This window comes from Candidatus Peregrinibacteria bacterium (assembly GCA_016220175.1).
In the GTDB taxonomy this organism is placed as follows: Bacteria; Patescibacteriota; Gracilibacteria; order CAIRYL01; family CAIRYL01; genus JACRHZ01.
The window spans coordinates 1-19,947 of the sequence record JACRHZ010000019.1; the positions used below are offsets into that span (position 1 = coordinate 1).

Annotated in this window: 20 protein-coding genes and 1 tRNA gene; 17 read left to right on the forward strand and 4 right to left on the reverse strand. The window is 40.5% G+C overall.

The genetic code is table 11. The features are described from left to right. Window positions 1-181: 181 nt before the first annotated feature. A complete protein-coding gene (locus HZA38_01975; GenBank protein MBI5414261.1) occupies window positions 182-580 on the reverse strand; it encodes an AIR carboxylase family protein in 399 nt (132 codons plus the stop codon). Window positions 581-710: 130 nt separating this feature from the next. Here HZA38_01975 and HZA38_01980 point away from each other — a divergent pair, with 130 nt between their 5' ends. Continuing rightward, window positions 711-1,373, forward strand: a complete 663-nt coding sequence (locus tag HZA38_01980) for an LOG family protein (protein ID MBI5414262.1) — start codon at window positions 711-713, stop codon at window positions 1,371-1,373. Window positions 1,374-1,542: 169 nt separating this feature from the next. Here HZA38_01980 and HZA38_01985 read toward each other — a convergent pair whose 3' ends face one another. Both HZA38_01985 and HZA38_01990 read right to left on the reverse strand, forming a co-directional pair. Beyond that, on the reverse strand, window positions 1,543-4,734 hold the full coding sequence (locus tag HZA38_01985) for an ATP-dependent helicase (protein MBI5414263.1): 3,192 nt from the start codon (window positions 4,732-4,734) through the stop codon (window positions 1,543-1,545). Between the two features lie 29 nt (window positions 4,735-4,763). Continuing rightward, window positions 4,764-6,365 (reverse strand): trypsin-like peptidase domain-containing protein, encoded by a 1,602-nt coding sequence (locus tag HZA38_01990; GenBank protein MBI5414264.1) that lies wholly within the window; start codon window positions 6,363-6,365, stop codon window positions 4,764-4,766. A 131-nt stretch (window positions 6,366-6,496) separates the two neighbouring features. On the opposite strand from HZA38_01990, the gene HZA38_01995 reads away from it, so the two are divergent. From HZA38_01995 to HZA38_02070, 16 genes are all read left to right on the forward strand, one after another. After that, window positions 6,497-7,249, forward strand: coding sequence for a F0F1 ATP synthase subunit A (locus HZA38_01995; GenBank protein ID MBI5414265.1), 753 nt, complete (start codon window positions 6,497-6,499; stop codon window positions 7,247-7,249). 35 nt (window positions 7,250-7,284) lie between these two features. Beyond that, window positions 7,285-7,494 carry an ATP synthase F0 subunit C gene (locus HZA38_02000; GenBank protein ID MBI5414266.1) on the forward strand — a complete coding sequence of 70 codons (210 nt, stop codon included), beginning with the start codon at window positions 7,285-7,287 and terminating at the stop codon, window positions 7,492-7,494. Between the two features lie 20 nt (window positions 7,495-7,514). Then, window positions 7,515-8,048: a F0F1 ATP synthase subunit B gene (gene atpF / locus HZA38_02005; GenBank protein ID MBI5414267.1), complete on the forward strand. Its 534-nt coding sequence runs from the start codon at window positions 7,515-7,517 to the stop codon at window positions 8,046-8,048. After that, a complete protein-coding gene (gene atpH, locus HZA38_02010; protein MBI5414268.1) occupies window positions 8,045-8,590 on the forward strand; it encodes an ATP synthase F1 subunit delta in 546 nt (181 codons plus the stop codon). Before atpF ends, atpH begins: the two co-directional genes overlap by 4 nt. A gap of 9 nt (window positions 8,591-8,599) precedes the next feature. Further along, on the forward strand, window positions 8,600-10,105 hold the full coding sequence (locus HZA38_02015) for a F0F1 ATP synthase subunit alpha (GenBank protein MBI5414269.1): 1,506 nt from the start codon (window positions 8,600-8,602) through the stop codon (window positions 10,103-10,105). A gap of 83 nt (window positions 10,106-10,188) precedes the next feature. Then, on the forward strand, window positions 10,189-11,049 hold the full coding sequence (gene atpG / locus HZA38_02020; protein ID MBI5414270.1) for an ATP synthase F1 subunit gamma: 861 nt from the start codon (window positions 10,189-10,191) through the stop codon (window positions 11,047-11,049). A gap of 127 nt (window positions 11,050-11,176) precedes the next feature. Further along, on the forward strand, window positions 11,177-12,571 hold the full coding sequence (atpD, locus tag HZA38_02025) for a F0F1 ATP synthase subunit beta (GenBank protein MBI5414271.1): 1,395 nt from the start codon (window positions 11,177-11,179) through the stop codon (window positions 12,569-12,571). 166 nt (window positions 12,572-12,737) lie between these two features. Further along, window positions 12,738-13,148: an ATP synthase F1 subunit epsilon gene (gene atpC, locus HZA38_02030; GenBank protein ID MBI5414272.1), complete on the forward strand. Its 411-nt coding sequence runs from the start codon at window positions 12,738-12,740 to the stop codon at window positions 13,146-13,148. A gap of 51 nt (window positions 13,149-13,199) precedes the next feature. Beyond that, the gene (amrS, locus tag HZA38_02035) at window positions 13,200-14,321 is read left to right on the forward strand and encodes an AmmeMemoRadiSam system radical SAM enzyme (protein ID MBI5414273.1); all 1,122 of its coding nucleotides are present in this window, start codon (window positions 13,200-13,202) and stop codon (window positions 14,319-14,321) included. A gap of 17 nt (window positions 14,322-14,338) precedes the next feature. After that, a complete protein-coding gene (gene amrB / locus HZA38_02040) occupies window positions 14,339-15,160 on the forward strand; it encodes an AmmeMemoRadiSam system protein B (protein MBI5414274.1) in 822 nt (273 codons plus the stop codon). Then, window positions 15,157-15,723, forward strand: coding sequence for an AmmeMemoRadiSam system protein A (gene amrA, locus HZA38_02045; GenBank protein MBI5414275.1), 567 nt, complete (start codon window positions 15,157-15,159; stop codon window positions 15,721-15,723). The genes amrB and amrA overlap by 4 nt, the downstream gene beginning before the upstream one ends. A gap of 55 nt (window positions 15,724-15,778) precedes the next feature. Continuing rightward, window positions 15,779-15,853, forward strand: a tRNA-Gly gene (locus tag HZA38_02050). A 150-nt stretch (window positions 15,854-16,003) separates the two neighbouring features. Further along, a complete protein-coding gene (gene msrB, locus HZA38_02055; protein MBI5414276.1) occupies window positions 16,004-17,170 on the forward strand; it encodes a peptide-methionine (R)-S-oxide reductase MsrB in 1,167 nt (388 codons plus the stop codon). Between the two features lie 177 nt (window positions 17,171-17,347). Continuing rightward, window positions 17,348-17,617 carry an RNA-binding protein gene (locus tag HZA38_02060; GenBank protein ID MBI5414277.1) on the forward strand — a complete coding sequence of 90 codons (270 nt, stop codon included), beginning with the start codon at window positions 17,348-17,350 and terminating at the stop codon, window positions 17,615-17,617. Between the two features lie 30 nt (window positions 17,618-17,647). Next, window positions 17,648-17,980: an MGMT family protein gene (locus HZA38_02065; GenBank protein ID MBI5414278.1), complete on the forward strand. Its 333-nt coding sequence runs from the start codon at window positions 17,648-17,650 to the stop codon at window positions 17,978-17,980. Further along, on the forward strand, window positions 17,973-18,722 hold the full coding sequence (locus tag HZA38_02070; protein MBI5414279.1) for a hypothetical protein: 750 nt from the start codon (window positions 17,973-17,975) through the stop codon (window positions 18,720-18,722). The genes HZA38_02065 and HZA38_02070 overlap by 8 nt, the downstream gene beginning before the upstream one ends. A 43-nt stretch (window positions 18,723-18,765) precedes the next feature. Here HZA38_02070 and HZA38_02075 read toward each other — a convergent pair whose 3' ends face one another. Further along, window positions 18,766-19,743 carry an RluA family pseudouridine synthase gene (locus tag HZA38_02075; protein ID MBI5414280.1) on the reverse strand — a complete coding sequence of 326 codons (978 nt, stop codon included), beginning with the start codon at window positions 19,741-19,743 and terminating at the stop codon, window positions 18,766-18,768. Window positions 19,744-19,947 lie beyond the last annotated feature (204 nt).

The window sequence follows — 19,947 nt, forward strand, 5'->3', positions numbered from 1 at the left end:
ATTGTACTCTTTCCAATTTGCGATACGATATCTCTGTCTAAGTGAGGATTTCTTTTTCATTTTGAAAGAGGTTATTGTTCCTCCTCATCTTAGACATACTCCTATTCCCGTACAATTTATTTGTGCAACAAAGCCATTCCTGATTCCTAATTCCTAATTCCTGATTCCTAATTCCTGATTCCTACTTCTTGTCTCCAAGTTGTAAAATTCTTGCCGCTGCGATTGCTGCGTTTTCAGGATCAAGAACGGTCATTACTGGTACATTTGAAGGCATTTGAAGTGTTGATTGTACATTTACCATCATGTCCATCTTATCTCGAAAAGGAGGACATGCAATTACCGGATGCGTTGAATTTCCTGCGCAGAATCCGGAAAGTGCATTCGATCTTCCGGCAACAGTAATATATACGATTTTCTCCGACTCGTATTTCTCGAGAATTTCGAGAACTTTTTTGGGAGACTTGTGAGCTGAAGCGACATGGGTTTCAAATTCAACATGATTTTCTGTAAGTTTTGCTTCGATTTTCGCTGCAAATTCTTTATCAGACTCGGAACCAAGAATGAGGATGACTTTCTTCATGAGAATATAAAAATGAGGATGTCTTTATTTTGCCAAAAAAAAGGAAAAAGAAAAACATGTGGAGAATTCCATATTGTAAAATATAAAAATATGTAGTATAATGACACGATACAAACTTTTTTAATATTCAATGAAATTCCGTATCGGTGTCATGGGATCGGCTCAAGGTCCGGCGATGAGCAAACACTCAAATGAAGAGAAAGCAAGAGCTCTGGGAAGAGCTATTGCTGAAAAGCGCTGTATTTTGGTGAATGGCTCCTGCCCAGGACTTCCAGATGACGCAGCGGAGGGCGCAAAAAAGGCAGGTGGATTTGTCCTGGGAATTTCCCCAGCATTTTCGCTGAAGGAACATATTAAAAGTTACAAATCTCCAATTGAACACTATGATATTATTCTCTATACGGGAATGGGGCTTATGGAGCGAGATATTGTCAATATTCGCTCTTCTGATGCCATTGTGATTATCGGTGGCGGGATCGGCACTCTGAATGAATTTACCGTGGCATTTGACGAAGGAAAACCACTCGGAATTCTCACCGAAACTGATGGAATTGCGGATCACATTCCAGAAGTAGTAAAGCTTTGTCATCGAAAGCTCAATGATCGTGTTATTTTTGATAATAACCCGAGAAGACTCGTTGCGCGAATTCTTGACATTCTCAGAAAAGACTCCGGTCCAATTCTTGAAGATGAACGTATTATTTCGAATCTCACTTTTGAAGACGACAACACGACATCAAATGTGACTATTACGAAGAGCGCAAAGTCTACTTCTCATACTGATTCGCTTTAGAAATATTGCGGATATATTTCTTCAATTGAGAAGCAGTAAGCAGTATGCGGTAAGCAGTAAGCCAAATTTTTACAATACTTATTGCTTATCGCTTACTGCATATTGCTTTCCTATTCTTATTTGCACATAAGAAAATATGCAGCATTTTTATTAAGAATTTGGAGAAGATTTACTCTTCTTCAAGACTTCCAAATGCGAATACCTCCTCTCTCACCTTTTCTCCCCACAAACTTATCGGGCGAAAATCGAGACTCTGTATGCGTTTCCAGACAAGACGAATCTCTTCCGCGAGCGCATTTTTTTCTTCGGGAGTGACGGAAAATGTAAGTTTTTTAAAAGCTCCAGAATCATTTGGAATGAGGAAATCGATTTCACATACTTCCGCTTTTTCTGGAAATTTTGATGAGAAATCAGCAAGAAGCGAATAAAACACCATTTGCCGAAAATATCTGCCCGCAGTAATTTTTCCCGCATCCGAATCGCGAAGACCGCGAATCTCATTTTCTGATTTCGGAGAAGTGGCTTTATAATCAATAATTTTTACAGTTTTCTGAGACTCAGAAATCCATTCTACTTTGTCGATTTTTCCCGTCAGCGGAATTTTCCCGTCGAGAAAAACGCCATGTGAGCGAAAATTGAGTTCCGTTTTATATGTCGAAGTGAATTTCCCCTGATATTCCATAAAATATTTTTTGAGAATTTCTTTTCCTTCTTTTTTAAGGGATTCGAATTCATCTTCCGTGAGTGCTTCCCGATGAAGACTTTCTAAAAACACTTTTTCTGATGATTCTCGATCCTCCTTTGGAAATAATCGAAAAAACTCTTCAAGCGCACGATGAAGAGCCGTACCAAGTATTGCGCTCGGATGTTTCACCGTGGGAACGTTCAGCACATTTTCCCAAAGAAATTTCTGTGGATTTTCCCGATAATTTTCAAATGCGGAATGAGAAAGAGCGAAATTTTCGGGATCGAGTGCACTTTTTAAAAAATCTTCCGGTAATACTGAACTTTTTTTCGGAGACCAGAAAATTTGTCCCTTGAGAACTTGCACCGCCTGATTCTCATCAGCGTTTGTATGCTGGACTTCAGAATACTGATCTTTCGGAAGTTCTGTGAAAAATCGCGATTCTGATTTTTCTGATTGGGTTACATCAATAGCGCTTCTTGAGAGAAAAAGATACGTTTTTGTCCGCGTCATCGCGACATAAAAGAGTCGTCTCTCTTCTTCATTTTCATTTTCCTCATGAGAAAATTTGAGGAATCCTTCTGGAAGCGATATTTTTGAATGTATTCGTTTATCTCCCCATTTTCCCCGATTTCCATGAATGAGAAAAACCGCTTCAAATTCGAGTCCTTTTGATTTGTGGACGGTGAGGAGCTGAACATTTTCTGCGGAGCTCAAAATATCTCTCGATTCGAGCGGGAGATCAAATTCTTCACGAATATCCAGCCGATGTAAAAATGATTCCAAATTCGTCTGGAAATTCCCTTCAGAATATTTTTTCACTTCAGCAAAAAGAGCATTAATGGCGTTGATTTCTTCGATATTCTTGAGTGATGGAATATCCTTCCCTCCTGACAATGGACGCACTTCCCCCTGATAAGGGGGACTGAGGGGGTTCGCCAGAGATTCTAAAATTCCGCTTTCCGTCATCATTTTCTGAAAAAACTCTATGAGCGACAAATTTGAAAGATCAGCACGCCACCTCTCAATATGTTCTGCAAAGACGAGAAACTCTCGAGGAAGTTCTTCTTTTTCCGAACGATGTACAAGGAAATAGTGAAAGAGTTTTCCGTCTTTTCTCTCCTTTGTTCTCCTGACTTTTTCCCAAATATTCCAACTCACTTCAATAGGAATATTCCAAAATGAATAGTGGAGACATTCAAAAAAGAGCGCATCGTCCGAAGGACTTAAAAGAAGACGCCACGTATTCAGAATTTGACGGATAAGTTTCGTGCGAAGCGCGTTCCCCTTCCCCGAAAAACTCGCAGGAATATTCTGTTTTTCAAGAAAATCGAGAAGCTCAAATCCTTCTGCATTATTCCGAAAAAGTACTGAAATTTCTCCATAAGGAATCTTTTTCTTCTCATGAAGTTCGTGAATTTTTTCCGCAAGAAAAAAATGTTCCTGTTCTTCATGAGAAAAAATGTGAATTTCCGGAAGAATATTTTTCGTATTTCGAGCGGACGAGAGGTCTTTGAGAAGTCCTTGAATTTTTTTGGTGAGGCGCTCTTCATTCTGGGCAATACTCTGACTTGCCAGATCAAGAACTGCTTGCGTACTCCGATAATTTTCTGTGAGAGGGATAATTTTTGCTTCCGGAAATTTTTCCCGAAAGAAAAGAATATTTTCGAGCGCAGCACCTTGAAAACGATAAATGGACTGATCGTCATCGCCAACAGCAAAAATATTTGCTCCTTCCTCCTGAGAATGAGAATCAATATCGACTTCACTTCCCCCTGAGAAGCGGAACTCTGGGGGTTCACTTCCCCCTGACAAGGGGGATAGAGGGGGTTCCGCGAAAAGCTCAAGAATGCGCATCTGAAGTCCATTTGTATCCTGAAATTCATCCACGAGAAGAAATTGATACCTTTCTCGAAGCGTCCATGCGAAATCCTCATCCGTTTCCATTTTTTTGACCACAAATGCAATCATGTCATCAAAATCATAGAATCCTGTTTCCAAAAGTTTTTTTTGATAGGCTTCGTACACCTTGTGAAATTCAAAATTTTTGGTAATTTTCGTTTCCATCTCGAGATATTTCCCTTTTATTTTCCGGGTTTTCGTGTTGAATTTTTCTTCTTCGGAAATGTTTTCAAATTCTTCTTTTTCGTGTTCTGAGAGCTCTAAAAATTTCTCAGGCGAAACTCCTTCGCGCTTCAAATCAGATATCATCTTCTGAATATCTTTTATGAAAAAATTTGGATGAGAAAATGGCCGTAAGTGATCGAGTTTGAGCGAACGTATTATCTCCGTCATCATCTGAATTTTCGTGATGTCATCAAGAGCATCAAGACGTTTTGCAAAAATAAATTTTTCTGAAAATTCTGAAATAATATCCTGACAAAATCCATGAAAAGTATTGATGTGTACGGAATGCGCATCGGGACCGATGAAAGAAAGAAGCCTTTTCCTCATGGAAATAGCGGCATTTTCGGTAAAAGTGAGCGCAAGAATATTCCCGGGATTTGTATCCGTTTTTTGGAGAATATTCGCAATTCTGAGCGCAAGCACTTGTGTTTTCCCCGTTCCCGGTCCTGCGACAACGAGAACGGGGCCATATACGGTTTCGACCGCTTCTTTTTGAGCGGGATTCAAGCTTGCGAATGCCGAAGAAAAGGTGGGATTGGAGAGATTCATGAGTGAGGAATCGACAATATCAGATTTTTCTATCCTCCTTGCTTCGCAATAATCGTTGACGACACCATTTTTTCGAGAATTGGAAGATATGTGTCAAAGCTCGGAGTTTGTGCGGTATAGGTAAACACATATGTTCGCCCATTTTTCATGGTGAAAATCTGCCGAATTTTAGTGGTATTCGTTTCATACGTGAGACTTTTTGCGGGATTCCCTCCCATTGTCCGATCTTCAGAAACAGTATCATTCACGAGAGATAAGTTCTTTGAGTTAATGTCGATGAGCGCATCTTCCAAATCCTGAAGTGAAACAATTTCCGTTCCCGAAAGATCTTCGGTGAAAAATTCTATGCCTTCATAAAAATCATCAAGAGCGTTTTGAAGCGGTGCAATAAATTCAAGAGTCCCGCTTGTTTCTTTGGAAAAATCTTTTTCCCATGCAGATGGATATGTAAAAGTAAGATCATAGGCTTGATTTGGATACGATTCGAAAGACATATCCTCGACATCTCTTTTGGGATCAAATGCTTTCTCTCCTGTTCTTCCATTCAAAAACTCAATAATAAAATTGTATGAAAGAAGCTGACCAATACTTCCATACGTTTCCGATGACACGACTTGCGTCGGGATCCCAAACATACATTCATCTTCAGCGCTAATTGCTACACCTCCGGAATTTCCCGGATTAATTTCAGCCGAAACTTTAATCCATTCCCCAAACTCACCGAGAAAACCGCTAACCACGCCTTCGGTGAGCGTAAGTGATTCGCCACCGATAGCAGGATATCCGAGAACATAGACCTTATCTCCGAGTTCTATGGATCCTTCGTTATTACAATTCTCTCCTATGCTCGTGAAAAAATCCTGAACATTTGGGGGAAATGGATATTCCGTATTGTCTTTATCTGAATAAGGCTTGGTAAGTTCTAAAACAGCATAATCAACTCCAGAAACAGGCGTTTCTTCTACGATTGATGATTGATCATGCTGTAAATATGCAAACCCAGCCCAATATGCGGTTTCATAAAAAAGCCCGTTTTTCGCCGGAAAATACACATCACATCCATAAAACACGCCATCATCGGCTAAAACAACATGCGAATTTGTTTCTACCAAATATTTCCCCTCTTCTTTCCCTGTGTAAAATCCTGTACCGATTTGAATTGAATCACCTTCTCCATAACACTGGAGCTGAACAATGGATGGAATCACTTTTTCCCGAATATGAATGAGTCTTTCTTTTTCCGGATCTTTCCATATTTGTTCTTGTTTCTTCACATTTTTTTCGTCTTTGAGTACAAGACTCTCTTTGTCTTTTGGAGAAAGAACTGCCGTTTCCCCTCCTCCAGTTTCTCTTTGAATATTCTCTTCTTTCGGAGTCGCAATACTCGTGCGTCCTGCCTCTTCACCAGTTTTTTCGGATGGAAGTTCCACGAGTCTTTTCTCACGAGCTTCTAACTTTTCCAGACGATCCATGAGGAGCAAAACTTTTTTCTCTTCCTCTTGAGGTTTATCTCCAAAAAATATTCCGATAAGCGCGAGACCGATAAAAATTATAACTCCACCGAGAAGTACACCTTTTATAAAAATTGTTATGTTCCGAGAAGAACGGGATTCAGAAGAATTTTCTATCATACAAATGCGGAAATATTGCCCCTACTATATTGGATTTTTTAATAAAAATAAAAAAAAGTGTTTCTTAAAGGGTTGACTTTTTTCAAATAACTGCGAGAATCTTCGGAGCGCTTATTTCGCTCAAGAGTATAATGGCATTATCTAATCTCGAGATTCATATCGCTCCCAAGACCCTTTTCGAAATTTCACCCGGAATTCCGATAACGAATACAATTGTTACGATGTGGATTGTCATGGCCATTCTCATTGCCATTTCCCTCATTCTGAGGAAAAACCTGAAATATCTTCCCAGTGGATTCCAAAATTTTACTGAATGGGTTTTTTCTGGGCTAGAAAATTATATGGTGAAGGTTGGAGGAGCTCAAGCAAAGCAGCATTTTGTGCCGTTTATCACCTTTTTTCTCACCATACTTTTTTCCAATTGGTTGGGACTTGCACTCGGAATGGTAGCAGAAGAGAGTGGTTTTTTGAGAGCTCCCACAAGTGACCTCAATTCTACGATTGCATTCGCGGCCATTGCGTTTGTCTATTTTGAATATCAAGGGATAAAGGCTCATGGATTTTTTGGGTATCTCGGACATTTTGTAAATCTGAAGGCGCTCTTTACAAAAAAAGGGATGGGGCTTATTGAATTTTTCACTGGACTTCTCCATATTATTTCTGAAGTGGTAAGACCAGTAGCGCTTTCTCTTCGTCTCTTTGGAAATATTTTTGGAGGGGAGATTGTGCTCATGGTAGCATTTCTCCTGGTGAAAGGTGTTATTCCTATTCCGTTTATGCTCATAGAATTTATTGTCGGATTTATCCAGGCTTTCGTGTTTGCTACCCTATTTTTGGTATTTACCAATCTGAATACTCTTCATACTGAATCTGACCATTCATAAATCGTTATTTTTTTATTCTTTTTCTTTTTTTTATTATGATACCTGCATCTCTTTCTATGGCCATCGGTATTGCTGCGCCTGCCGTTGCTATTGCATTCATCGGCTCTCGAGCTATGGACGCTACTGCTCGCCAGCCAGAAGCGGCTTCAAAAATTCAAATCAACATGGTTTTGGCAATTGTATTTGCCGAAGGACTCGGAATTCTCAATTTCGTTCTTGCTCTTCTTGAACTTAATAAGAAATAACCTCTATGGCAGACTTTTTCATGAGTACCGCATATGCGGCAGATGAGGGACGCGAAGCTCCAGAAAGTTCTGGGCTCAGCATTACTCCCACAACGGTAGCCTTTCAGGCCCTGAACCTCCTCATACTCCTTTTTATTCTCAAAAAGATTTTGTATAAGCCTCTTATGAATCTTCTTCATGATCGAGAGCAAACCATAAAAGAAGGAGTTGAGAATGCGAAAAAAGCAGATGTCATGCTTCAGGAATCGGACGTCATGAGAGAGGAAATTCTCGGGAAAGCCCATGCTGAGAGCCTCACCATTATTGAACAGACCAAAAAACAATCGGAAGAGCTGAAAGCTCGCATGATGAAAAATGCCGAAGATGAGTCGCTCAAAAAAATCGCTGCCGGTGAAAAAATTCTTCAGATGAAGGAACAGGAAAATATGGAAAAATTGAGGAAAAATGCGGTAAATCTCGTCATTCTTGCTGCGGAAAAAGTTCTGCAAGAAAAAATAACCACAGAAAAGGACATGAATCTTATTACTCAAAGCGTTCAGAAAATCTCTCTATGAAATATCGAAACCTCCACTCGAAGTTTGCAAAAGCACTCTTCCTCTCGGCTCAAAAGGAAAAAATCGAGGACAAAGTCCTTGAGGAGTTCACCGCACTTGAACAACTTTTTCAGAATGAAACTTTTCGAGAAAAGATTTCGGCGCTTTCCTCTCTCCCTTCCTCTGAACTCAAAACACTTCTGCAAAGAACTTTCGAAAATATTCTCTCTCCCCTCCTCATAAATCTCCTCATAATTCTTGGAAGTCGTCATCTGTTCTCCCTCATTCGAGGAGTATACATGAGCTATCAGAAACTCATATTTGAAAAAAATCAAATTGATATTCTTGATGTTGTTTCTGCTCGAGACCTGAGCGATGCAGAGAAAAAAAATATTCTGGAACTTCTCCAAAAACATAATCAAAAGAAGATTCATATCGAATTTTCTTTTGATACAAAGCTTCTTTCGGGACTTCAAATTTATAAAAACACGAGACTTACAGATTTGAGTTCCCGAGCACGACTCGAAAAAATTCGAAAAAATCTTTTTTCTCTTCCTCTTTAAAACTTTGTTATGGAATTTGACGCAAAAGGCCTTACCGAGCTTCTTCAAAAGCAATTAGAAAATTTAGATTTCACTCCGACATCCGTTGGGGTGGGACACATTTTGTCCGTGGGAGATGGCGTGGCTCAGGTAAGTGGGCTTCAGGACGTAAAAATGGGAGAAATGGTCGAATTTCCAGAGGAGACTTATGGAATGGCGATCAACCTTGCCGAAGACAAAGTGGGTTGTATCCTTTTTAGTGAGGGAAAACACCTGAAGGAAGGAGATCTCGTAAAAGTGACGGGAAAAATCATGCAAGTTCCCGTGGGAGAAGCTCTTGCTGGGCGCGTAGTGAATGCCTTGGGACAACCAGTTGACGGAAAAGGTTCTCTGAACACAACAAAATTTCGTCCAATTGAGAACAAAGCAGAAGGTGTTATTTATCGAAAGTCGGTCAGTGTCCCACTCCAAACTGGAATTAAAGCAATTGATGCCATGATCCCTATTGGTCGCGGGCAGAGAGAACTCATTATCGGAGACAGGCAAACTGGAAAAACAGCAATCGCGATTGATACGATTATTAATCAAAAGGGAAAAGATGTTCGTTGTTTTTATGTGGCTATTGGACAAAAGCAATCCACAATTGCGAATGTTGTCCGAAAGTTCGAGGAAACTGGCGCTCTCGAATATACGACGATCATCGCGACTTCAGCGGCAGATCCGGCTTCCCTCAATTTTATTGCTCCATACGCGGGGTGCGCTATGGCGGAAGAAGTGATGTATTCCGGAAAAGATGCTCTCATTGTGTATGATGATCTTTCAAAACATGCTTGGGCGTATCGTGAAGTTTCCCTGCTTCTTCGCCGTCCTCCCGGACGAGAAGCGTATCCAGGAGATATTTTTTATCTCCATTCTCGTCTTCTCGAACGCGCATCTCGTCTTTCTGAAGACTTGGGAGGCGGTTCTCTGACAGCGCTTCCGATCATCGAAACCCAAGCAGGAGACGTTTCTGCGTATATTCCAACAAACGTTATTTCCATTACAGATGGGCAAATCTATCTGGAAGCAGAACTCTTCAATGCCGGAAGACGTCCAGCAATTAATGCCGGCCTTTCTGTTTCTCGCGTTGGTGGTTCTGCACAAAGTCCGATCATGAAGAAAGTAGCGGGAAATCTTCGTTTGAGTCTTGCGCAGTTTCGTGAGCTCGAAGGATTTGCTCAAATTGGTTCCGATCTTGATCCACAGACAAAATCGCTTCTCCATCGTGGAGAGCGCATTATTGAAGTTCTCAAACAACCGCAATATGCGCCACTTCCAGTAGAGAAACAGATTGAGATGATTTACGCGGTCAATAATGGTTTCCTTGATGAAGTTGCCTCTTCGGATATTTTTCGATTTGAAAAGACTCTTTCTGATTTTATGTCCACAAAATATCGGGACCTCGAAGCAAAGCTCCAGGGAAAGAATAAATTGACTCCCGATCTCGAAGCCGAACTTTCTCAAGCTCTCCGAAATTTTAAAGAGAGCTGGAAATGATCCCGCTTTGCGGGGTCATCCCGGGCTTGACCCGGGATCTCGTATTTTCTTCTCCTTGATCTTAACTTCTTCACACTTTTTTCATGGCGTCGCTTCAGGAAATTAAACTCAGAACTCGTTCGGTAAAATCTACCCAAAAAATCACGAAAGCGATGGAAATGGTGGCGGCTTCAAAAATGCGATTTGCACAGAGGCAAAGTCTCAAGGGAAGACCGTATATTACGAAACTTTCGGAGATGATTGGAGAGGTCGTATTCACGAATGAGCCACCGATTTTTCATCCTTTTCTCCAAAAAAATACCGAAGCAAATCAGGTCGCATACATTCTTCTCACTTCGAATAGAGGGCTCTGTGGTGGATTTAATAGCAATGTGATTCGAACCATGCTCGAGATACTTCATGAAAAGAAACATCTGAAGGAGCTCGTCATTACCGTTGGGACAAAAGGGAGACAGGCAATGGAAAGAGTCGGGAAATCTCTCCTCGCTGAGTTCTCAACTCTGCCAGAAAAACCAACTTTTCTCGATACTCTCGGAATGAGCACGGTGGTTATTGAAGATTTTTTGAGCGGGAAATATCAAGAAGTTTGGCTCGTATACAATCATTTTTACTCAACGCTCAGCCAACGCCCAGTCGTTAAAAAACTTTTGCCATTCGAACCGAGCACGGAAGATTTCCAACCATCAGAAAAACGAGATTATATTTTTGAATCGGACAAGAAAGACCTTTCGAACGAACTTCTTCGAATGTACATCGAAACAAGTATCTATCAGACAGTTCTCGAATCTATTGCCTCTGAGCACAGCGCTCGGATGATGGCAATGAAAAAGGCTTCGGAGAATGCCAAAGAAATTGTTTCAAATCTGACTCTTCACTATAACAAAGCTCGGCAATCAAAAATTACCACTGAGATTCTCGAAGTCGTCGCCGGAAGCCAGAATTAATGTTGAATTTTGCCCCGCATTGCGGGGTTGAATTACTTTCTGAAAACTGACACCTCCTAATAATTCCTACTTCCTACTTCCTGCTTCCTGCTTCCTACTTCCTACTTCTTACTTTTTACTTCTCTCTATGGCTAAAGGAAAAATCACCCAAATTATCGGTCCAGTCGTGGATTTCGAATTTGCTCGCGCGGAACTTCCAAAAATTTTGGAGACTGTGGAAATTGTTCTGAACAATAAGAAATTTGTGATCGAAATCCAGCAGCAGCTCGGAGAAAATCAGGTGAGAGGGGTAGCGCTTGATTCTACTGACGGTCTTACGCGCGGACAAGAAGCAGTGTCCACTGGAAAAAGTATTACGACTCCTGTAGGAGAAAAAGCTCTCGGAAGAATCTTGAACGTCCTCGGCAATCCCATTGATGGTCTTGGAGAAATAGAAGGACCTCGCCTCGAAATTCATCGTACTCTTCCAAAATTTACCGACCAATCAGGAACAACGGAAATTTTTGAAACTGGTCTCAAGGTGGTTGATCTTATTTGTCCTTTTGCAAAAGGAGGAAAAGTTGGGCTCTTTGGAGGAGCGGGAGTGGGAAAAACCGTTCTCATTCAGGAGCTTATTCGAAACATTGCAACTGAGCATGGAGGATATTCTGTCTTCGCCGGAGTGGGAGAACGAACTCGAGAGGGAAATGATCTCTGGACAGAAATGAAGGAATCTGGAGTGCTTGCGAAAACTTCGCTCGTGTTTGGTCAGATGAACGAGCCACCTGGAGCACGTCTTCGAGTAGCTCTCACGGGTCTTACTATTGCGGAATATTTTCGAGATGTGGAAAAAAGAGATGTACTTCTCTTTATTGATAATATTTTCCGATTCTCTCAGGCAGGATCTGAAGTTTCTGCACTTCTCGGACGTATGCCTTCTGCCGTTGGATATCAGCCGAATCTCGCGACAGAAATGGGAACACTTCAAGAACGAATTACTTCCACAAAAGATGGATCCATTACTTCAGTGCAAGCAGTCTATGTTCCCGCTGACGACCTCACTGATCCAGCGCCAGCAACAACATTTGCGCACTTGGATTCAACGGTCGTGCTTTCCAGGGCGCTTTCAGAACAGGGAATTTATCCAGCAGTTGATCCGCTCGATTCCACTTCTCGTCAGCTCGATCCTCTTGTTGTCGGGCAAGAACATTACGATACTGCTCGTGAGGTACAGCGAATTCTCCAGAAATATAAAAATTTACAGGACATCATTGCGATTCTCGGAATTGATGAACTTTCTGAAGACGATAAACTTCTCGTCGTAAGAGCGAGAAAAATCCAACGATTCCTTTCTCAGCCGTTTTTCGTAGCCGAAGCCTTTACGAATATTCCTGGACAGTACGTAAAGCGCCAAGATACCGTTCAAGGATTTAAAGAAATTCTGGAAGGAAAACACGATGATCTTTCGGAACAAGACTTTTATCTCGTGGGAACAATTGATGAGGCTCGTGAAAAACACGAACGAACAAAAGCAGCAAGTTAATTTCTAATTTTGTCCCGCAATGCGGGATAAATTTCTAAATAATTTTTAAGCCTTAATTCCTAAACGAAAAAACATGGTCAAGTTTATAGAGCATTTTTTAAAAATTAATACTTAGAAATTAGAATTTATTTAGAAATTTCAAAATTAAAAATTTAAAATTTTTTTCATGTTCCATCTCACCATTGTCACGCCGGAAGAGACCACCTATGATGCCGAAGTAAAGATGCTGATTATTCCGGAAATCACAGGAGAAATGGGGATTCTCAAAAATCACAGACCGGTGATTGCAAAACTGAGTATTGGTCGACTCCGAATCATTCGCGAAAATGACACGGAACAGGAACTCTTTATTTCCGGAGGCTACTTTGAATTCAACAATAACACGGCGACCATTCTCGCGAATACTGCAGAAAATATTGAAGAGATTGCAGCCGAAGAAGCTCGTGCGGCACGCCAAAGAGCGGAAGAATTCTTATCACATGCTGACGATGATCTCCTTAAAGAAAAACTCGAAAATGAAATTAAGATGCATTTGATGCGTGAAAAACTCGCGCAAATTCGGGAGTCGAGGAAATAATATTTTTCATCAAAATTTGACAAGAAATTTTCCATGGAGGAAGATTCGGAGATGAAAAAAAATGCGATTTTTGTTGAACGGCTCGAAAAACCAAAAAACGCGGTGAGATGCCTCGCTTGCGGATGGAAGTGTGTTATACTTCCTGGAAAAAGTGGGCAGTGCGGAATTCGAAAAAATGTGAATGGAAAACTCTCTCTCACGACATACGGAAAACCTATTGGATGTCATCTTGATCCTATTGAAAAAAAACCATTCTTCCATTTTCTCCCCGGAACAGCGGTGTACTCTTTTGGAACGTACGGATGTAATTTTGGCTGTCTCTTCTGTCAAAACTCCGATATGTCACAGACTCCGCGTGAACTTTTTCATGATAAATATGAAGATTTACTTCAAGAAATTCCCGATTTTTCTCCTCAAAAAATTGTAAAATTTGTGAAACAAAATGCTTTTCCTTCGATTGCATATACGTACAATGAACCGACTATTTTTGCGGAATATTGGTATGATATTACGAAGCTCGCGAAAAAAGCGGGAATTCGGAATGTGCTCGTTTCGAATGGATTCTTTTCTGATGAGCTTTTTGAGAAAACCCATGATGTTTGGAGCGCTATTAATATCGATCTCAAGGGATTTTCTGATGAATTTTATCGAAATGTGTGCAAAGCCCATCTCTCACCTCTCGCAAAACCTGATCTTTCTGATCTCCCGAAAAAATATCAAAAATATGAAGAACTCGGAAGGATTTTGAAAAATATTAAAAAAACGTACGATGCGGGAATTTGGGTTGAAGTCACAACGCTCATCATCCCCGGAGAAAATGATTCTGATGAAATGTTGAGAGATGCTGCTGAATTTGTTGCGAGCGTTTCTCCGGAAATTCCTTGGCATATTTCTGCATTTCATCCGGCATGGAAAATGTTGGACACTCCTGTAACACCACGTGAGACTCTGGAAAGGGCGTATCTCATTGGGAAAAATGCAGGACTTCATTATGTGTATACAGGAAATGTCACTGCTGGCGAGGAGAATACTTTCTGTCCAAAATGTGGCAAACTGTGCATCAGTCGAAATGGGTACCAAACTCCTGAAAATAATTTGCAAAATGGAAAATGTCCGAAATGTCAGGAGAAAATTGCGGGAGTGTGGGGAGAGGAAGTAGGAAGTAGGAATTAAGAATTAAGAATTTTAAATTGTCCTCAAAATCTCCAAATGTTGCCGGCACGTTTTATCCGAAAAATCCAAAAATTTTGTCGAAAATGATTGATGATTTTTTAGAGAGTGCGAAAAAAGATTCTGTAAAAATTCCCGGAAAAATTCGTGGCATTATTGTTCCACATGCCGGATACATTTATTCCGGAGCCGTCGCCGCGTATGGATTCCTTGCACTTCAGAAAGAAGTGGAAAAACATTTCTCTGAAAAAAATCGGATTGTCCTTCTCGCACCATCGCATTTTTTTCCGTTCTCTGGAGGAATGGCAGCAGATTTTGATGCATTTGAAACTCCTCTTGGGAAAATTCCTGCTCACAATATTTTGGATGATCTTTCCGAAAAATCCCATTCCATAAAACTCGGAAATGATGCCTATGAAGAAGAACATGCTCTTGAAGTAGAGATTCCATTTCTTCAAAAAATATGCGCAAATACTTCCGCTCAAATTCTTCCAGTTCTCCTTGGCGATGCGCATCCTGAAGATATCGCTCTGGATCTCGAACATTTCACCAATGGGGAGAACACGTACTTCGTTGTTTCCTCTGATCTTTCGCACTATCATCCGGAACATATTGCCCGTGAAAAAGATCTCGCTTTTTGTGAGGCTGCTCAAAATGGGGATTTCGAAACAGTTTCGTGCGGTGAAGCCTGTGGAATTATCGGAATTCTCAGCCTGATGGACCTCGCTCAGAAAAGAAACTGGAAAACACGATGTTTGAAATATGAAAATTCTGCGCTGACTTCAGGAGATTTTTCACGGGTAGTTGGATATGGCGCATTTGCATTTTATGAAACTGCATGAATGTTTTTTCTTTAGAAGAACGGCAAGAACTCTTAAAACTTGCGAGAAATACGATTGGCGCAGAATTCAAGATTAATGCAATTCAGGATGTTTCAAAATTTACGGAAACGAAATTTCAGGAAAAACGTGGAGTTTTTGTAACGCTCGTGAAAAGCGGAAAACTCCGGGGATGCATTGGCAATATTTTGCCAGTATATCCGCTTCTTCAAGCGATCCAAAAGAATGCAATTGCGGCAGCGTTTGAAGATCCACGATTTTCAGAACTTGTTGAGTCTGAGTTCGATGAAATCAATATCGAAATTTCTGTGCTGACACTTCCTGAAATTCTTTCATTCCAAACGCCTGAAGAGCTCATAAAAAAACTCCACGTCGGAATTCACGGGGTTATTCTCAAAAAAGGATATCTTTCGGCGACGTTTCTCCCACAAGTTTGGGAAGAACTTTCAGATCCGGAGGAATTTCTCTCACATCTGGCACTGAAAGCAGGTCTTCATCCTGAGGAATGGAAAACTGGAACAATAGAGACGTACGAGGTGGAAAGTTGGGAGGAGGCGCGGATGTAATGCGTTCGAGGTGACAACTTTTTTGAGGTGAGTACAATAGAGGACGTGAAAAAATGCGGATGTAGTACAACGGCTAGTACACGGGCTTCCCAAGCCTGAGACGGGGGTTCGACTCCCCTCATCCGCTCCATTCTTCTTTTCTTGTGTGATATTTCACAATTTCCCACGAATTTTGCCGCCATGAAGGAAAAGTCAGTGATAGAATGATTTCAGATTTCAAGGCATTTTAAGTGAATATAAAAATTGAAGAATTTCCATGGATACATTTCTTTCCTTTCGCATGAAAAAAATTCAGTTTTTTCTTATTTTCTCTTTTCTTTTTCTGAGTTCCTGTGGACTTTTTGAAGCGAAATCTCCGGATAAAAATGGAAATCAAAAACCTCCTATTGCTGAGTATTATCTTTCTCTCCTCACTATGAAAAACTTGCAAAAAGCAACGTTCTCCGGCGGATGTTTCTGGTGTTCAGAATCAGACTTTGAAAAGACGGATGGTGTTACAGAAGTGATATCTGGCTACAGCGGCGGACCAGAAAAAAATCCAACGTATGAAGATGTTTCTGCCGGAAAAACTGGACACAGAGAATCTATTCAAGTTTTTTATGATCCGAAAAAAGTAAAATATGAAGATTTACTCCGAGCTTTTTGGAAACATATCAATCCCACTGACGACGGTGGTCAATTTGTCGACCGTGGGAAACAGTATCGATCTGCTATTTTTTACCACGATGAAGAGCAGAGGAAACTTGCGGAAGAATCTAAAAGAGAGCTCGAAGCATCGGGAAAATATGATGCTCCGATTGTGACAGAAATTCTCCCTTACACGACATTTTTCCCAGCGGAGGAATACCACCAAGATTATCACCTGAAGCACCCATGGAAATATGGTTTTTACCGAGAAAGATCAGGAAGAGATGATTATATTCAGAAAATATGGGGCGCTTCTGATCCAGAAATATCAAAAGACTCTTCTTCGAATAAGCCTGCGAAGAGTGATTTTGAAAAGAAAACTTATATCAAGCCAAATGCCGAAGAACTTGAAAAAATGTTAACACCACTTCAATATGAAGTTACTCAAGAAGAAGGCACCGAACCAGCATTTCAAAATGAGTATTGGGATAATAAGGAGGAAGGAATTTATGTGGATATTGTTTCCGGAGAACCACTTTTTAGCTCACTCGATAAATACGATTCGGGAACTGGCTGGCCGAGCTTTACAAAACCGATTGACTCGAAAAACATTTCCACACAAAAAGAGAGTGGGATTTTTTCTACAAGAACCGAGGTGCGAAGTGCTCTTGCTAATTCACATCTCGGACACGTGTTCGGAGATGGTCCAAAGCCAACTGGTCTCAGGTATTGCATGAATTCTGCGGCACTTCGATTTGTCGCTAAAGCAGATCTTGAATCTGAGGGATATCATGAATTTATAGGGCTCTTTCAGAAATAATCATTTGACAGCCTCCCCTTACGAGATCATACTGAGGATGCAGACTTTGATGAACACTTCTTCTTTCTTTTGTTTTTTGTTGAGGACAGTGTGATTGGGATAAGTCCTCAGGGAAATTCTTGGAAAGCGGCGTTTTTAGAAGTCATGCAAAATTTTATTTTTTTATTTTTTCTTTATATGGACGACGGTAATAATAATTCAAATCTCTTTGTAGGAGGAATTTCCTATAATACTACTGAAGACTCTCTTAGAGATGCGTTTGCTCAAGCTGGTACTGTAGTTTCTGCGAAGATTATCATGGACAAGATGACGGGCCGATCAAAAGGCTTCGGATTCGTGGAAATGGGATCTCCAGAAGAAGCTGCTGCCGCAATAGAAATGTGGAATGGACAAGAAATTGATGGGCGAAAAATCGCGGTGAACATCGCACGCCCTCTTCGAAAATAGGGATGTTTTTGAGAGTTTTTTCTCTGTAACATGCACCGAAAGCGATTTACAATTCGTGCATTGCAGGGACTTCTCGAAAAAATTCCTCACGGAAAAGTAGTAACGTATCAAGAAATAGCTCGGGCGCTTGGGAATCCAAAAGCCGCCCGGGCTATTGGTGTGCTCTGCTCAAAAAATCCAGAACCGGAAAAATATCCGTGTTTTCGGGTAGTAAGAAGTGATGGAACACTCGGAGGATATAGTGGAAATGACGGAATTCGTGGAAAAATTCAGAAACTCGAACATGATGGAGTTTTTGTTCGAGATAAAAAAATTGTTGATTTTAAAAATCGAACATACTTTTTTCCCCTTCCCCATGCTTGACCGAATCACTAAATCTGAACTTTCCTTTGATGATCTTTTAGAAATTGCTTGGAAAATATTTTGGCAAAACCAGAAAGAAATTTTGAAAATTTGGGCTACTTTTGCCGTTGCCATAGGGATATTTTCACGATTTATTTTTGAAACGATCCAACAGACAGTGGTACAAAAAGGTGATATTTCTCCCTTTTTGTGGACTTTTTTCGCCATGAGTATTCTCATTGGATTTCTGAGTCTTCTGTTCGTAATTTCACTCACATTTCTTACGAATTCCTTTGTGAAAAGCTCGCCCATGACTTATGGTGATACCTTACGACGCTCATTCACAAAACTCTGGTCAGTTCTTTGGACGAGTGTTCTTCTCTCAATTCTTCTGATCTTTTTAGGATTTGCGTTCATCATTCCTCTTTTTATTTTTGCAGTTTACTGGGGATTTTCTGTATATGCAGTAATCTTGAGAGATGTGTCGGGATTATCGGCTTTGAGGTACAGTAAAAAAATTGTGGAAGGGCGATGGTGGAAAACGTTTGGAATGTTTTTCCTCATTGGAATAGTGGGATTTGTGGCTCAGGCTCCGATAAACTTTGTTTTTGGGTTTTTGATAGATAAACACATTCTTCCGAACAATATTGTAACAGGCGTAATTACTGGAGCGGTACAGTATTATGTCTCTCTTTTCTTTATGGTGGCAAATATTGTGCTCTTTCTTAATTTTGAAGCAACGAGAAAAAATACTGACAACTGATTACTCGAAAAAACATATGTTTTTAAGGGAATCACTTTTGAGATTATCTTATTTCCGAATACATGAGCATTTCAAGAGTCCTCTCCAGATCTTGTGGAAATGGCGCTGTAAAAACTTTTTGTTTTCCATTCGGAAGAAGTATCTGAAGTGATTCGGCATGGAGAAACATTCTTGAAATCGGAAAATCTTTAAAAAACTTTGTATTCAAAGTTTCGTTCCCATAGAGCGAATCCCCAGCAACAGGAAATCCTACAGAAGCAAGATGTACGCGAATTTGATGCGTTCGTCCGGTGACAATTTGAACGGTGAGAAGCGATGAGAGTGGCTGCTCGAATATTCTTTCTAAAGTGCAATGTGTGAGTGCATTTCTCGCGTCTTTCTTCGCAGAAACTTTCATTTTTTTCCGATGTTCAGTATCTCTTGTAATCGGCGAATCGATAGAAAATTCATCATTTTTTATCTTTCCAAATACGAGTGCTTTGTAGATTTTTGTCACACGTCTCTCTGAAATTTCTCGTGAAAGATGCCGATGTGCTTTGTCATTTTTAGCGACGATGAGCACGCCTGAAGTATCTTTATCAAGACGATGAACAATTCCCGGTCTTTTTACGCCTCCAATCCCGGAAAGTTTTTCTGTTCCGAGATAGTGGAGAAGCGCATTCACGAGGGTTCCTGAAGAATAGGTTTCATCTGGATGAACAACCATTCCCGCCGGCTTACTAATAACGATAACATCATCATCTTCATACAGAATATCGAGAGGAATGTTTTCTGGAAGAGTGTGAAGAACTGCCGGTTCAGGAATTTCGAGAGAAACCTCCTGATATTCTCGAAGATGGTACGCAACTTTTGAAATACTCTTCCCATCAACTCGTACTTTTGCACTTTTGATGAGTTTCTGAAGGAATGTCCGGGAAAAATCTACATTTTCCGCAAGAAATTGATCAAGTCTTTTTTCCGCATCTTCCTCAGCACTCAGGAAGATTTTCACATTCGAAGATGTCGCACTTTTCAAGTTCATGGATTTTATGTAACAATTTGCTGCGTACACTATAAACGAAGTACAAACTCTTAAGGAAGCTTTATTCGTAATTCGTAATGGCTTTGTTGCACAAATAAATTGTACGGGAATAGGAGTATGTCTAAGATGAGGAGGAACAATAACCTCTTTCAAAATGAAAAAGAAATCCTCACTTAGACAGAGATATCGTATCGCAAATTGGAA